Annotated in this window: 13 protein-coding genes; 6 read left to right on the forward strand and 7 right to left on the reverse strand. The window is 65.0% G+C overall.

Features of this window, described 5'->3' with window-relative positions:
* Positions 1-122: 122 nt before the first annotated feature.
* Positions 123-1172 carry an AI-2E family transporter gene (locus VF769_RS13465; protein WP_331008937.1) on the reverse strand — a complete coding sequence of 350 codons (1050 nt, stop codon included), beginning with the start codon at positions 1170-1172 and terminating at the stop codon, positions 123-125.
* A 122-nt stretch (positions 1173-1294) separates the two neighbouring features.
* Here VF769_RS13465 and VF769_RS13470 point away from each other — a divergent pair, with 122 nt between their 5' ends.
* From VF769_RS13470 to VF769_RS13485, 4 genes are all read left to right on the forward strand, one after another.
* On the forward strand, positions 1295-2788 hold the full coding sequence (locus tag VF769_RS13470) for a helicase HerA-like domain-containing protein (RefSeq protein ID WP_331008938.1): 1494 nt from the start codon (positions 1295-1297) through the stop codon (positions 2786-2788).
* Positions 2788-4764, forward strand: a complete 1977-nt coding sequence (locus VF769_RS13475; protein WP_331008939.1) for a TonB-dependent receptor — start codon at positions 2788-2790, stop codon at positions 4762-4764. The genes VF769_RS13470 and VF769_RS13475 overlap by 1 nt, the downstream gene beginning before the upstream one ends.
* An 83-nt stretch (positions 4765-4847) precedes the next feature.
* Complete coding sequence (locus VF769_RS13480; RefSeq protein ID WP_331008940.1) at positions 4848-5864, forward strand: glycosyltransferase; 1017 nt, start codon at positions 4848-4850, stop codon at positions 5862-5864.
* Positions 5865-5894: 30 nt separating this feature from the next.
* The gene (locus tag VF769_RS13485; RefSeq protein WP_331008941.1) at positions 5895-6131 is read left to right on the forward strand and encodes a hypothetical protein; all 237 of its coding nucleotides are present in this window, start codon (positions 5895-5897) and stop codon (positions 6129-6131) included.
* Here VF769_RS13485 and zapE read toward each other — a convergent pair.
* Positions 6128-7234 (reverse strand): cell division protein ZapE, encoded by a 1107-nt coding sequence (gene zapE / locus VF769_RS13490; protein ID WP_331008942.1) that lies wholly within the window; start codon positions 7232-7234, stop codon positions 6128-6130. The genes VF769_RS13485 and zapE overlap by 4 nt on opposite strands.
* Positions 7235-7385: 151 nt before the next feature.
* On the opposite strand from zapE, the gene VF769_RS13495 reads away from it, so the two are divergent.
* Together VF769_RS13495 and VF769_RS13500 are read left to right on the forward strand one after the other, a co-directional pair.
* On the forward strand, positions 7386-8333 hold the full coding sequence (locus VF769_RS13495; protein WP_331008943.1) for a GNAT family N-acetyltransferase: 948 nt from the start codon (positions 7386-7388) through the stop codon (positions 8331-8333).
* A gap of 62 nt (positions 8334-8395) precedes the next feature.
* On the forward strand, positions 8396-9622 hold the full coding sequence (locus tag VF769_RS13500; protein WP_331008944.1) for a hypothetical protein: 1227 nt from the start codon (positions 8396-8398) through the stop codon (positions 9620-9622).
* Here VF769_RS13500 and VF769_RS13505 read toward each other — a convergent pair.
* From VF769_RS13505 to VF769_RS13525, 5 genes are all read right to left on the reverse strand, one after another.
* Positions 9619-9978: a response regulator gene (locus VF769_RS13505; RefSeq protein WP_331008945.1), complete on the reverse strand. Its 360-nt coding sequence runs from the start codon at positions 9976-9978 to the stop codon at positions 9619-9621. The genes VF769_RS13500 and VF769_RS13505 overlap by 4 nt on opposite strands.
* A 2-nt stretch (positions 9979-9980) precedes the next feature.
* Positions 9981-11498 (reverse strand): PAS domain S-box protein, encoded by a 1518-nt coding sequence (locus VF769_RS13510; RefSeq protein ID WP_331008946.1) that lies wholly within the window; start codon positions 11496-11498, stop codon positions 9981-9983.
* A 76-nt stretch (positions 11499-11574) separates the two neighbouring features.
* Complete coding sequence (locus VF769_RS13515; RefSeq protein WP_331008947.1) at positions 11575-12357, reverse strand: succinate dehydrogenase iron-sulfur subunit; 783 nt, start codon at positions 12355-12357, stop codon at positions 11575-11577.
* A gap of 53 nt (positions 12358-12410) precedes the next feature.
* Positions 12411-13844 carry a cell envelope integrity protein CreD gene (gene creD / locus VF769_RS13520; protein WP_331008948.1) on the reverse strand — a complete coding sequence of 478 codons (1434 nt, stop codon included), beginning with the start codon at positions 13842-13844 and terminating at the stop codon, positions 12411-12413.
* Positions 13845-13965: 121 nt separating this feature from the next.
* Positions 13966-14631 carry a hypothetical protein gene (locus tag VF769_RS13525; RefSeq protein WP_331008949.1) on the reverse strand — a complete coding sequence of 222 codons (666 nt, stop codon included), beginning with the start codon at positions 14629-14631 and terminating at the stop codon, positions 13966-13968.
* Positions 14632-14653 lie beyond the last annotated feature (22 nt).

Raw genomic sequence — 14653 nt, forward strand, 5'->3', positions numbered from 1 at the left:
GAGCGCGCGCCGGTGCAAGTGTCGTTAGTAGCTAGAAACGTCCCAAGCCCCGGCGACGTTCGTAACAAAATCGATACATGTTCGGCGCCGATTCGCAAGATCAATTTGATCCGGACTCGGAGCTAGTCTGCAGTCTTTACATCCGGCGTTGGTTTGCCGTCGGCGGAGAGCAGAATTGCGATCCAGCGCGTCGACGGAAATTGCGCCAATACAATCATGATCATCACCGTGAGCGGCGCGGCGAGAAACGCGCCGACGATGCCCCACACCAAGCCCCAGATCGCCAAGGCAAGCAGCACGACGACCGCTGAAAGGTTCAATGAATCTCCTGTCATGCGCGGCTGCACGAAATTTCCAATGACGAATTGCCAAACGCTCACGCCCGCGAAAACCGCGGCTACAGGTCCGAGCGTCGGGAATTGTACAAGGGCGACAGCTGTTGTCAGGACAACCGCGGCGATCGAACCAATGGTTGGAATATAATTGAGAAAGAAGATCAGGAACGACCAAAACAACGCATTCTCAAGGCCAATAATCGTCAGTGTTGTAAACGTGAGCCCCGTAATAATCAGGCTCATCACTGTTTGAACCCAGAGATAGCGCTCCATCGAAACACGAATGCGCGCGATGACATCGCGTGACGCTTCTCGCTTACCTTTGCCGCGAAAGATCAGATCGAGCTTGTCGCTCATCACGCTGGCGGCGGGAAACAGGAACGCCAGAAAGATCAGCGTGAAGATGGTGCTGGAAACGAGGTTCTGCAGACTTTCGCCGATCTCGCCCGCGAGCCGCGTCGGATCGAGATTGGCGATCAGATCGCGCACCGTCGGCGAGCGCCCCGGCACGCCGAGCGCTTCATGCGCTTGGCTCAGCACTTGGTTGAGGCGGAATTCGTAACGGGTCTGATCGGCCAGGATCGCGGCGACGTTCTCCACAACGATCACACCGACGACCGCGATGATCCCGAGCACGATGACGATCGCCGCCGGCAGCGCCACCCAGCGCGGCGTAAACGGAATCCGCTTGTCGAGTGTTTCAGCCAAGCCGTCGATCGCCAGCCACAAGATCAGCGCCATGGCGAATTGCGACAACGGCTCACGCAGGTAATAAAGTCCGGCGGCGATGACGCCGGCGGCGATAATCCACAGGGCGCCGCGTTGCGACAAATCCATCTGCCTCTCCTGCCTGGCTTGCGCCATAAACACCCGATGCGCCAAGCTGTTGCGCGAAGCAAGGAGGCCGAAGAATGGCGGCAAGCATAGAGATTGGCGCGTCCCCGGAAGGGATCCAGAGCATGGCTCTGAAGCGCGCCAACCGCCACGGCCTGATCGCCGGCGCCACGGGAACCGGCAAGACCGTCACACTGCAGGTGCTGGCCGAAGCCTTCGCGCGCGAGGGCGTCAATGTCTTCGCCGCCGACATCAAAGGCGATCTATCCGGCGTCGCCGCCAACGGCGATCCGCCCCCGGCTTGGGCCACAGCGCGCGCCGCGGAAATCAATCTGCCGCTGACGCCCGAGGCCATGCCGGCCGTGTTCTGGGACGTCTATGGCGAACTTGGCCACCCGGTCCGCACCACGGTCACCGAAATGGGCCCGGTGCTGATGGGGCGGGTGCTGGAAGCCACGGATGCCCAAGCCGGCGCGCTCACCATCGCCTTCCGCATCGCCGACGATTGGATCAAAGCCGGCAAGAACGAAGGCCTGCTGCTCGATCTCAACGATCTGCGCGCGCTGCTGACGTACATCTCCGAAAACGCCGACGATATCGGCAAGCAATACGGCCTGGTCACGCCGCAATCGATCGCCGCGCTGCAGCGCAAATTGCTGCAACTCGAAATGGACGGCGCCGACCATTTCTTCGGCGAGCCGGCTTTCAAGCTCGAAGAGCTGCTGCGCACGCGCGAGGATGGCAAGGGCACGATCCACGTGCTCGCGTCCGAGCGCCTTGTGCAGAGCCCCCGCCTCTACTCCGCCTTCCTGCTCTGGCTGATGAGCGAACTCTGGGAAGAGCTGCCCGAAGTCGGCGACCAGGATAAGCCCAAACTCGTCTTCTTCTTCGACGAAGCCCACCTCCTCTTCCGCGACGCGCCGAAGGAGCTGGTCAATCGCGTCGAGCAAGTCGTGCGCCTGATCCGTTCCAAGGGCGTCGGCATCTATTTCGTCACTCAATCGCCAGCCGACGTGCCGGAGATCGTGCTCTCCCAACTCGGCAACCGCTTCCAGCACGCGCTGCGCGCCTACACGCCGAGCGACCAGAAGGCCGTGCGCGCCGCCGCGCAAAGCTTCCGCGCCAACGCCAATGTCGATGTCGCCAAGGAAATTCAGGAGCTGAATGTCGGCGAAGCGCTCGTCTCCACGCTCGATGAGAAAGGCGCGCCCACACCCGTAGCGCGCACCAAAATCCGTCCGCCAAACAGCCACGTCGGCCCGATCCTGCTGGCCGAGCGCCAAGCCATGATGCGCGCCAACACCGCTGGCCGCGCTTACGAAAAGGCCATCGACCGCGAAAGCGCCCACGAAATCCTTGGCCGCCGCGCGCAGCAAGCGGCGGAAGCGACCGCGCGTGAGGAAGAGCGCGCAGCCCGCGAGAAGGAAGCCGCGCGTTCGTCACGTGGCGCCTCTTCTCGCTCCAGCGGCGGCACGTCGCGCGCGAAATCCACCCGCAGCAGCGGTTCACGCACCACGGCAGTCGAACGTCAAACCGGCCGCGTCGCCAGCGGCGTCATGAACACCATCGTGCGCGAACTCATGCGCGGCATCCTCGGCACGCCGCGTCGGCGCCGTTGATGGACGCCGCGAGCGAAGAGATCATCGTCGTCACCGCGCCGCGCTTGCCGGAAGCGGCGGGCGAGCAGGTGTATTCCGTGCTGCCGATCGATCCGCGCGCGGTGGAAGACGCGGTGCGCTTGGATCGCGCGCTGGCGGTGGCGCCGGCGGCCAGTCTCTTCCGTCGCAACGATAGCGGCGCGGCGAACCCGACCGTGCAAGGTTTGTCGCTGCGCGCCATCAGTCCGTCCGGCGCAGGTCGCGCGCTCGTCACACTCGATGGCGTACCGCAGCATGATCCGTTCGGGGGGTGGGTGATCTGGGGCGGCTTGCCGCCGGAAATAATCGAGCGCGCCAATGTCATTCGCGGCGCGGGCGCCGGGCCTTATGGCGCGGGGGCGCTGACGGGCGTCGTCGCTCTGGATGAGCGCAGCGCGCAGGGTTTCTCACTTCGCGCCGAACATGGCGATCGCGACTACACGCGCGTCGGCGGCGTGGGCGTCGCCAATGGCGATGCGTTCAGCGCGCTTCTCGCCGCGAGTGTCGAACATGACGACGGCTGGATACCGACGCGCGAAGGCCGTGGCGCAGCCGATGCGCCGCTCGCCCGCGACGCGATGAGCGGCGCGGTGCGTATGCAGCGCATGCAGGGCAACGTGCTGATCTCGGCGCGGCTCTCGGCTTACGGCGAAGAGCGAAGCTCGGGCCTCGTGGGCGCGAACTCGACAGCGGACGGCGTCGCCGCCAGCCTCACGCTTGTCGCCCAACCACGCGCCGATGCGCCAGGTTGGCGCCTGCAGGCTTGGGCGCGCGAGAGCGACATGAGCAACAGCTTTGTCAGCGTCGCGCCCGGCCGCAACACGACGACGCCCGCCTCCGTGCAAGACGAAACGCCCGCCTTCGGCTGGGGCGCCAACGCCGCGCTCCGCTGGAGCAATGCGGAGATCGGCCTCGACCTGCGCGCCGCCGATGGCGAAACCCGCGAGCGCTTCAATTATAGCGGCGGCAACTTCCTGCGCTCCCGTGTCGCCGGCGGTGAAACCCTGAGCGCGGGCGCCTACGCCGAAGGCTGGCGCAGCTATGGCGACACGCTCGTCTCCGGCGGCGTGCGGCTCGATTGGTGGCAAGCGAGCAAAGGTCAGCGTCTCGAACGCCTCATCGCCACAGGCGCGCCGACGCTCGATGTCGAAGCCGAGGACCAAGAGATATGGGCGCCGAATGCGCGCATCGGCCTGCGCCACGATTTCGGATCGCACTACGCGCGCGCCGCCGCTTATGCCGGCTTCCGCCCGCCCACGCTCAACGAGCTCCACCGCCCCTTCCGGGTCGGCAATGACGTCACCGAGGCCAATTCATCGCTCGAACCCGAACGCCTCTATGGCCTGGACGCCGCGTTCGGCGACGATGAGGGCGACATCGCTTGGAGCATCGGCATGTTCGTCGTGCGCCTCGTCGATCCCATCACCAATGTCACGCTCGGCGCCGGCCCCGGCACATTTCCGCCTGGCGTGTTCGTGCCGGCGGGCGGCGTCTATCGGCAACGCCAAAACGCCGGCCATATCGATGCACTTGGCGTTGAAGCCGATGCGCGCGGCGCTTTCAGTGACGTGCTCTCGTGGCGCGCCGCACTCTCCTACACCGACGCCGAAATTGATGGCGGCGATGACGCGCCGCAACTCACCGGCCTGCGCCCCGCGCAAGCGCCGCAATGGAGCGCCACCGCTGGCCTCGCTTGGCGGCCGTGGGCCAGCGGCGAGTTCAGCGCCGACGCGCGCTACGAAAGCGCCCGCTTCGATGATGATTTGAACACACGCCGTCTGGGCGAAGCGCTGACCCTCGATCTCCGCTACGAACAGACTCTCACGCCCCACACCGCCGCCTTCATCGCCCTCGACAACGCGCTCGACGCCGAAATCGAAACCGGCGCCACAGCTGACGGCGTCACGCTCTACGGTGCGCCCAGCGCATTCCGCCTGGGCTTGCGCGTGCGCGGCTGAAATATGCGCCCGTCGGGCGCATCACGCTGGCGCCGCGCCTGGCGACCGGCTAGCAAGACGGCGAGTCTAGCGGGGTCGCCTTCGTGTTCGTTCTGCAAGTCGCGCTGGTGAAGGGGCGCGGCGGCATCACCACAGCGGTCGAAGAATATGAGCGCATGTGCCGCGCTGTCGGCGTGCGCTCGGCCTGCATTTTCCAGGGTCCCGCCACGGACGCCTTGCGCGCGCAAGGCGTCGATATCATCGCGCCGCCCCCCACGATCACATCCCCCCTCCCGCTTCCCACCGGCCTGCGCGGCGTGATTGCGGCGCGCGCGCAAGACGATCGCGTGCTCGCCATTGTGCACAGCGACCGCACGCTCGCCGCCATCCGCCGCGCCGCGCCGGGCGCGATCATCGCCACGCCGTGCCATTCGGACAAATTCAACCGCAAAGGCCACGCCGATTTGGTGATCACTCTGAACGCCGATCAACAACGCCGCGTCGCCGCCGGGCTGGAGCATTCCAGGGCGCGCGTCTCGCTGCTCGGCAATCCCTATGTCGCGTCGGCGAAACGCATCGAGGCAGACGGCCCCGCGCGCATCAATTTCGCCGCCCGCTTCATCCCGACCAAGGACCCGATGACGCTGCTCCGCGCCGCGCCGTTGCTGAGGGAGAAGGCACAGCTCCGCTTCATCGGCGCCGGCGAACTCGAAGCCGAGATGCACGCTGCTGTCGCGCAAAGCGGCATCGCCGCCGAATTCCCCGGCTGGCTCAGCGATCCGTTCGCTGATTTCCATCGCGGCGACGTACTCGTGCTGCCGTCACACTGGGAAGGCCTGCCCTATCTTCTACAAGAAGCACTCGACCGCGCCGTGCCCATCGTCGCTGCCGATAATCCCGGCAACCGCACCGCCCTTGGCGACGGCGCTTATGGCGAACTCTTTCCGGTCGGCGACGCCGCAGCCCTCGCACAAGCGCTAGACAAAGTGCTCGCCGATCCCGCCGCAGCGCGGGCCAAAGCTGAACGCGGTCGCACCGCGCTCCACGCCAATTACGGCGCACAGGCTTTCTGGCAAAAACTCCAAGCCGAAATCGCCGCCGTCGACGCGGCGCGCTCTTAGTGTAGAATTCCTCCAGCGTGGGAGTCATTTATGACGTCGATGTTGAGCGTGGAGTTTGTACTCGTCGCAACACTGCTAGCCGTGCTCGCGTTTTTCGTTTTCGATGCAGCCTCTCGTGCGCGGGGACGGCTCCGATTCTTCGGCAATGTTCTCGGCGTCTGGCTTCTCATCCTCATAGTCGCCGCGCTGCTCGTATTAGTCGTTGCGCCGATTTTCATGCCTGTGCCGAACGCACCCGCGCATGACATTTGGTTGAACGAATCCTAATCCACGATCCCGCTCTTCCATTCCGCGTCGCGGCGCGGCAGCGCCAAATAGCTTTGGCTGCGCATCTCCATCAAACGCGAGGCAGTGCGTTCAAACTCAAAACTCTGATCGCCCGCCGGATAGAGCGATTGCGGCGGCGCATCAGCCGAGGCGACGAGCTTCACCTTCGCCTCGTAAAGCGCGTCGATCAAAGTGCGGAAGCGCGCCGCCTCTTCGCGCATGGACGGCGAGAGCTTGGGGATGTTTTCAAGCAGAACCGTGTGAAAGCGTTCGGCGATCTCCAGATAATCCGCCGCGCCGAGCGGTCGCGCGCAGAGTTCTTCGAACGTAAAACGCGCCACGCCTGCGGCCTCTCGTTCCACCTTCAACGCGCGTCCGCCGACATCAAGCGTCACCGATTGCGGCGCCGCGCCCAGAGTCAGCCGCGCCCAAGCGCGATCCATCGATTCTTCCGCTGCTGGTCCAAGCGGCGCGTAATAGACCGGCGCCGCCATCAGGCGCTCGAGCCGATAATCGCGCGGTCCGGCCACCGAGACCACATCGAGCTTCTGCTTTAACAATGCGATGAACGGCAGAAAGAGCTGACGATTGAGCCCGTTCTTATAGAGCTCGTCCGGCGGCCGGTTCGAAGTGGCGACGATCGCGACGCCGCTGTCGAACAGGCGTTCGAACAACCGTCCCAAGATCATGGCGTCAGCGATGTCTGTCACTTGCACTTCGTCGAAGCACAAAAGCTGCGCACTATCCGACACACGCTTGGCCGCCTGCGCGATCAATTGATCCTGCCCAGCGCCTGCCGCGCGCGCGTCCCGCATCGCCGCATGCTGCGCCAGCATGAATTCATGAAAATGCACGCGCCGCTTCTTCTTCACCGGGGCCGCTTCGAAGAAGAGATCGAGCAAAAGCGACTTGCCCCGCCCCACCGGACCCCAAAGGTAGAGTCCGCGCGGGGGCGCGCCCTTGCCGAACCACGCGTCCGGATTCCAGCGCTTCAGCGCCTCGGCCAGCGCATCCAGCCGCTCGGCGGCGCGGGCCTGGTCCGGATCGGGCACGAGATCGCCCGCTTCGAGGCGCCGGCGATACGCGGCAAGCGGCGATGACATCGAGACTCAGGACTCCGGGCGGCGGCAGCCGCTTTAGAACCGGCCCCGCCCCCTTAAGGCAAGTGCGGGACGGCTCTTTTCGCCGCCGCCGCCGCATGCTTCCCTGCCGGGAACAGCGCCGACTCGACAAGGGGCGCTGGGGCGGAACCCGATGACGCAGATGGACGCCACCTTAGCGACGCAACAGGCCCAGGCCGTCGCCACGGCCAAACATATCGTCGACGTCCTGATCGAGGAGCGCGCGCCAAAGCTCTCCGGCGGCCCATTATGGCCTGTCGTGCGCCCACCGCTTTTCACCATTCTGAACTATGCCAAAGCCGTGCGCATGGCCGACATGATCGCACCAATGGGCGGCGCCGAAGCGCTTGAATCCATTTCCAAGCTCCTGTCGGTGAAACTCGACATCACAGGCCTGGAGCGCGTGCCGCGCCAAGGTTCGTTCCTTGTGCTGGCCAACCATCCGACCGGCATCACCGACGGCGTGGCGCTTTACGACGCGCTCAAGGGCCCGCGCCCCGACGTGATGTTCTACGCCAATTCCGACGCGCAACGTGTGTGTCCGCGCTTCGATGACGTGTTGATTCCGGTCGAATGGGTGCTGGCCAAGCGCACGCGCGAACGCACGCGCGTGACGTTGAAGATGACGGACGAGGCCTTCGCGCAAAATCGCCCGCTCGCCATCTTCCCCGCCGGCCGCCTCGCCCGCATCCGCGACGACGGCAATCTCACCGACCCGGAATGGATGCCGACGGCCGTCAGTCTCGCGCGCAAATACGAGCTGCCGATTCTGCCGGTGCACATGAGCGGGCCCTATTCGTTTTGGTTTCACACCTTCTCGAAATTCTCGGCCGAACTGCGCGACATCACGCTGTTTCACGAGCTGCTGAACAAGCAGGGCAAGACCTACAGACTCACGTTCGGCCCGCTCATCCCGCCAGACCACGCCGTCGGCGATGCGACATCGATCACGCGGCGCATCAAGCATTATGTCGAACGCGAGCTTCACGCCGCCCCGGACAAACCGTTCGACCCCTCCGGCCCCGAATGCGCCTGGCGCGATCCCCCGCCCGCACAACCGATTGTGAAAAACCAGCCATAGACGCGGGTCACGGCGCAGCGCAGTGTGCTGCGCGAGGGACGGGTATCGGATGGGAGTGAGCCATGCGCGCCCGTATTTTGGCGTTGGGATTGTGGGCAGGGCTTGCGGCCACGAGCATCGCCATCCCTTATATTCCGCCGCCGCAACCAGTGTACGAGGCGCCGATTGATCGCGCGCTGGCGAATGTCAGTGCGATGGAAGGCGTCCATCCCGCGCAGCGCGAGCGCATCCTCGGCCGGCTCAACCTTCTCGCTTACGCGCGCGACAACGCACCGTTCACCTACATGCGTGAGAACGACAATTTCGTCGAAGCCGGCAGCATGCTCTGCCGTGACGTGCAGCCGATGGGGCCGCGCTACGAGGAAGAGCCGCGGGCGTTTGGACCGGACGATCGCTGCGCCGCCTACAATTTCCATTTAGGCCCGCAAACCGAAACGCCGACCAACGCGCCGCAGAATCCAAGCGCCGGCGCGCGTGCGCGGCTGGAAGCGGCGCGCGGCCATTATGCCCGCGCGTTGGAGCTTGACCGCACCGATCTGCGCGCCCGCCTCGGCTACGCCTATGTGCTCGATCGTCTCGGCCGCACCCATGATGCACGCCGCGAACTCCGCACCATTCTAAAGCGCGGCCTGCCACGCCTCGCCGGCCCGCAATCGGAATGGGAAGATCACGCGGTGCTCACCGAAACCGCTGCGCATCTTGCGCACCTCGCCACCTCGCATAGCGACCGCGCGCGCATGACCCGCTTGCGCCAGCGTTTGGAAGCGAGCCAGCCCATCATCTATGTGACTCCCGTTGTCGTCCCGCTCGCCGATCGCCCGTTCGAGCGGCTGATCGACAATGGCTCGCCTGTCGCGTTCGATTTCGCCGGCACCGGCGACGCGCGTGCGCAAGGCTGGCTCACGCCCGACGCCGCCTGGCTGGTTTGGGACCCTGAATGGCGCGGCCAAGTGCGCTCGGGCTTCGACCTGATTGGCCAGCGCACCTGGAGCGTGTTCTGGAGCGACGGCTTCGAGGCGTTGCGTGCGCTCGACGACAATCGCGACGGCGAGCTCAGCGGCGCCGAACTCGGCGGCTTAGCCCTCTGGCGCGACGAAAATCGCAACGGAATCAGCGACCCCGGCGAAGTCCTGCCCGCCAACGTGCACGGCGTCGCCGCCCTCTCCGTTCGCGGCCAAACCACGCGCCCCGGCCTGATGACCGCGCCAGACGGCGTCCGCTTCGAAAACGGGCGCACGCGTCCGCTTTATGATTGGACGCCGGGGCTGGGGAACGCGCCGGTCAGCTAGGCGCGGCGCGCCTCCTCGATCGCCGCAGCCAATTGATGCGGCTCGAATGGCTTCGCCAACACGCGCACTGATGTCCAGGCCTCGTCGACGCCGCCCGAACCATAGCCGGTCGCGAAAATGAACGGCACGCCGCGCGCCCGCAGCGCTTCCGCGATCGAATAGGTGTGCGCGCCATTGAGGTTGAGATCGAGGATGGCGAAATCGATCGCCGCGTCTTGCGCCAACTGCAGCGCCTGCGCGACACGCCCGCCGACCGCCACCACCTCGTGCCCCAAATCGTTCAGCACGTCCTCGATGAGCATCGCCACCAGCGCCTCATCTTCCACGATCAGAATTCTGAGCTTCGCCCCCGCCACCGCTAGGTTTCCCATTGATACACGAACCGCCGCTCAACCGGCGTCGAGATGTAAGCCTCCACGCCTTCGGGTCGATATTCAATCCGCGCCGCGCCGTTCAACTCGAACGCCAGATTGCGCTCGATCAGCCGTGAGCCAAACCCCGCGCGCGCCGGCGGCGAGACTTTTGGTCCGCCCGCCTCGCACCAAGCAAGGTGGAGCATCTCGCCCGCACCTTCCGGACGCACGTCCCAAGTCAGTTTCACATGACCGGCGTCGGTGGAGAGTGCGCCATACTTCGCCGCGTTGGTCGCCAATTCGTGCAATGCAATCGAGAGCGCCAGCGCCTGCTTCGGCGTCAGCCGCACCACTGGCCCGCCGACCTCCACGCGCGCGCCAGCCGTGAACGCTTTCAGCGCGCGCTCAACCACTTCGCGCAGATAGGCGCCCTCCCAATTCTCGGCCGTTAGCAAATCATGCGCCCGCGCCAGCGCCGTCAGCCGCGCATCAATGAGCGGCCGCGCATCGACGCTCTTTTCCGTCGTGCGCAGGGTCTGCATCACCAAGGATTGCACCGTCGCCAGCGTATTCTTGACCCGATGATTGAGTTCATTGATCAGCAATACACGCTGCTCGTCGGCGCGTTTGCGCTCGGTGATGTCGCGCGCGATCTTCGAAGCGCCGACAATCCGTCCGCTCGCGTCCTTTACCGGCGACACTGTCAGCGAAATGTGAATGCGCTGGCCGTTCTTGCGCACACGCTCGGTCTCGAAATGCGCGATGCGCTCGCCCCGGCGAATACGCTCAATGATGCCAGGCTCTTCGTGCTGCAGCTCAGGCGGGATAAGCGTGAGAATCGAGCGGCCGATGATCTCTTCGGGCGCATAGCCAAACAGTCGCTCCGCGCCGCTATTCCAGCTGTTGATGACGCCGTCCAAATCCTTGGAGATGATCGCGTCGTTGGAATTCTCCACGATCGACTTCAGCAATTGCCCCGTCTGATCGACGCGCGTGCGCAGGGCCCGTGCGATGTCGCGCTCCAGATAGAAGCCGACCTGATGCGCGATCGTCCGCGCCACGGCCAATTCCTCGGCGCGGAAATCATGCGGCGCGTCGTGATAGACCATGAATTTCCCGGCCACGCCGCCATGCGCCATCAGCGGCACGAACGCCAGCGCGCGTATGCCCTCTTCGCGCACCGCCGCCTTCAGTTCGGCCGTTTCGCTCGAAGCGTCGATATCGCGGATCGTGATGGGCTCGGGCTGCGGCTCGCCCAGGCGCCAGGGCGTGTGTCCCGCCACCGCGTCGCGATAACGCGTCGACAGGCCGCGCGCGGCCACGAACTGCAACTGACCGCGTTCATTGAACAGGAGAATGGACGCGCGGTCACAGTGCAGCGCCTCGAAAATGGCGTCGAGCGCCGCGTCATAGGCCTCACGCGACTGAGAGGCCCGGAACAGCCGATCCGTCAGCCGGAAAAATACCGGAGCGGCAATCGTCAGAGGCTCAGCGCCTGCGCCCTTCACATCCGCGTCCGCCAACCGAAGACTCCCGCGCGCGCGCCCCGCGCCGAAGCCGGTCAACGCGCGCGCTGGAACTTTGTTCCGTCAGGCGCGTCTAGACCTTGCGCTCCACCATCGCCTTCTTGATTTCGGCGATCGCCTTGGCCGGGTTCAGGCCCTTTGGGCAAACCTGGGCGCAATTCATGATCGTGTGGCAGCGATAGAGTTTGAACGGGTCTTCGAGCGCGTCGAGGCGCTCGCCCTGATGCTCGTCGCGGCTGTCGGCGATCCAGCGATAGGCCTGCAGCAGCGCCGCGGGGCCCATAAAGCGGTCGCTATTCCACCAATAGGACGGACACGACGTCGAACAGCAGGCGCAGAGGATGCACTCATACAAGCCGTCAAGCTTGGCGCGCTCCTCCGGGCTCTGGCGCCATTCGGCGTCCGGCTCGGGCGTCTCGGTTTGCAGATAGGGCTGGATCGCCGCGTATTGCGCGGTGAAGTTCGTGAGGTCCGGCACCAGATCCTTCAGCACCGGTTGGTGCGGCAGCGGCGAGATCGTAATCGCGCCCGCCGGGTATTCATCCATACCCTTGGTGCAGGCGAGCGTGTTGCGGCCGCCGATATTCATCGCACACGAGCCGCAAACGCCCTCGCGGCAGGAGCGGCGGAAGGTCAGCGTCGGGTCGATCTGATTTTTAATCGCGATCAGCGCGTCGAGCACCATCGGCCCGCAGCTATCGAGGTCCACCGTGTAGATGTCCCAGCGCGGATTTTCGCCGGTCTCGGGGTCGTAGCGGTAAATCTTGAACTCGCGCGTGCGCTTGGCCCCTTGGGGAGCCGCGTGGCGCTTGCCGGCTTTGACCTTGGAATTCTTGGGGAGCGTAAGTTCGACCATATCGGGCGCGAACCTGACGAGCGCCGCAGCGCCCGTCAAGCACGCGAAATGCCCTAGTCTTGGCCCGAAACCACCGGCGCGGCCCGGCCGTACCAATCGATCCGCCTAGTGGCGATCATGGTGGCGGCGATGACCGCGAAGGCGACCACGGAGCCGGCCAGCAAGGCGAAGTCCTCCAGCGTCATCAGCACGTACATCGCCCCATAAAGCCCGGCCAAACCCGCCAGCGCCCTGAAGCCCACCGCACTCGAGCCAAACGAGGCCCCGGCATAGAAGCCCAACAGCGCCACGGTCGCCGCAGCGGCAATCCCGAACGCCGCCGTGAAGCCGATGATCTCGGTCATGGAGAGCAGCAGCAGGTAGAACACGCACTGCGCCAGCCCGACCAGAATGTATTGCGCCGGGTGTGCCTTGCGGCCCGAAACCGCCTCGAAGATCAGCGTCGCCAGGAAGACGATGCCGATGAACATGATGCCGTAGCGGACAGCCCGCATCACCCCCGTATAGATGTCGTCCGAGGCCACGAAGCTCACCGCCATGTCGCGCCCGGCGGCGGCGCCCAGATTGAAGCTATTGAGGTCGGCGGCCTTCTCCATGCCGCGCGCCACGAACGGCACACGCCAGGACACGACGAAGCCCTCCGCGCTGGCCTCGAGCGCTTCGCTGGATTGGAAATAGCCTTCCGCGCGCACATCGCGACGATCGCCGCGGATGGTGGCGGTGGTGTCCTGTGCGAACGCGGCGATCGCGAAACGCTGCGCGCCCGAGAGCTCCAACCGTGTCTCCACGGCAAAGTCGCGTGGGGCATCCGCGAACCGCGCGGGCGCGGCGAAAGCTTGCAGGTTCGTCGGCAGAACATAATTCGGCGTCGAAGCCACGTCCGGCCGCGAATATTCGATGTTGGGCTGCGGGGGCACGAGCGAGAGATCGGAGATGGGTTCGAATGTCTCCGTCGTCCCGTCCGGAAAGCGCAGCTCGGCCGCATTGCGGATCGAGCGGCTGTCGCTGACGAACATCACGACACGCGCTTGGCTCCAATCGAAACGATAGGAGGGATCAACGCCCTCCACCGCCGAAGCCGGCGCGAAACGCGCGTCAAATTCCGTCACGGCATTGTAGATCGCGGCGCGATAGATGCCGAGCGAACGCTCCGTCACCGTTAGCGTCGTATCCGCCGTCCCCGTGTCAGCAAACACAACATACGAACCGCGATCCGTGCGCCGCTGCACCCGGCCCTGGTCGTCGGTGAATTCCACCGTCCGCTGATACGGCACGAGCAGCATCGGCCCGCCGACCGCCTGCGATCCGCCCGCGCTTGACCCGATCTCGCTTGTCACCTGCCGCGCGCGCGTTTCGCGCTCGCTGACCAGACCGCCGACAATCAAAAGCGGAATGCCCATCGCCAGCACCAGCAAGCAGACGAGCAGTAATTTAAGCCCAAGCGATCCGCGCGGGATCAGGCCGGAGAGTGCGTTGTTGGACGCCAAGGTCAGTCCTCCCGGTGGACACATTCCACCCCGGCTGCACTCATCAGCGCCAAAGCGGGCGGCAAATCGGCGCGCCTTGGAAGATTTCGTGCAGCGTCTTGCAGAAGACGTGCAGCGTCGCTTACGGCTCCATGTCGATGGTCACAGCGTCGCGCGGCGGAATCCATTCCTCTTCCGGCCCCGGCGGCGGCTCAGTCGTGAACGCAATCACAAACGCCGCGGCGCCCGCGAGCGCGCAGCCGAACGACCACAGCAACGCGAACCAATCATAACCGGCTGCGGCGACCTGCGCATCGGCATTTTCCAGACGCGCTTGCCATCTTGCACTTGTGTTTTGCTCGAACTTCGTTCTCGCCTCGGCTAGATCTTCGTCGTCAAAGCCCTCTTCACGTTGCAGCTTCTTGAGCAAGACCTCGAGCTCAACGCGATCCTCGGCAATCTTCGCTTCCGGCCCACGCGCCTTATAGGCGCGCACCGCAATCTGCCGCCGCGCTTCGATCAAAAAGAAGCCGACAACAAACACCACGGGTATCGCGAATCCCCACGGCGCCACACACGGCATCCAGGGCCGCAAGAACAGCCCCAGCGATCCAAGCACCAAGCCGCCAAGCACGAGAAACTCAAGAATCGCCTGGCCGCGATCGCCCAAGCTCGCGCGCAGCCGACGTCGGCGCGCGCCCATCTCGGCGAACATTGCAGAAAGGAATCCACCCATGCAGGCCAGATAGCCCAAGCCGCGCGCACCGCCTAGGCCGCCTTGCGTCTCGATTTTGTCGCCTGGGAACACTAGGTTGTGATCCGACGAGGAA

Source organism: Vitreimonas sp., assembly GCF_036392335.1.
In the GTDB taxonomy this organism is placed as follows: domain Bacteria; phylum Pseudomonadota; class Alphaproteobacteria; order Caulobacterales; family Aquidulcibacteraceae; genus Vitreimonas.

Excerpts from the sequence above, each read along its gene's own strand:
- VF769_RS13465 (WP_331008937.1), bottom strand. The coding sequence starts at position 1,172 with ATGGATTTGTCGCAACGCGGCGCCCTGTGGATTATCGCCGCCGGCGTC.
- VF769_RS13470 (WP_331008938.1), top strand. The coding sequence starts at position 1,295 with ATGGCTCTGAAGCGCGCCAACCGCCACGGCCTGATCGCCGGCGCCACG.
- VF769_RS13475 (WP_331008939.1), top strand. The coding sequence starts at position 2,788 with ATGGACGCCGCGAGCGAAGAGATCATCGTCGTCACCGCGCCGCGCTTG.
- VF769_RS13485 (WP_331008941.1), top strand. The coding sequence starts at position 5,895 with ATGACGTCGATGTTGAGCGTGGAGTTTGTACTCGTCGCAACACTGCTA.
- zapE (WP_331008942.1), bottom strand. The coding sequence starts at position 7,234 with ATGTCATCGCCGCTTGCCGCGTATCGCCGGCGCCTCGAAGCGGGCGAT.
- VF769_RS13495 (WP_331008943.1), top strand. The coding sequence starts at position 7,386 with ATGACGCAGATGGACGCCACCTTAGCGACGCAACAGGCCCAGGCCGTC.
- VF769_RS13500 (WP_331008944.1), top strand. The coding sequence starts at position 8,396 with ATGCGCGCCCGTATTTTGGCGTTGGGATTGTGGGCAGGGCTTGCGGCC.
- VF769_RS13515 (WP_331008947.1), bottom strand. The coding sequence starts at position 12,357 with ATGGTCGAACTTACGCTCCCCAAGAATTCCAAGGTCAAAGCCGGCAAG.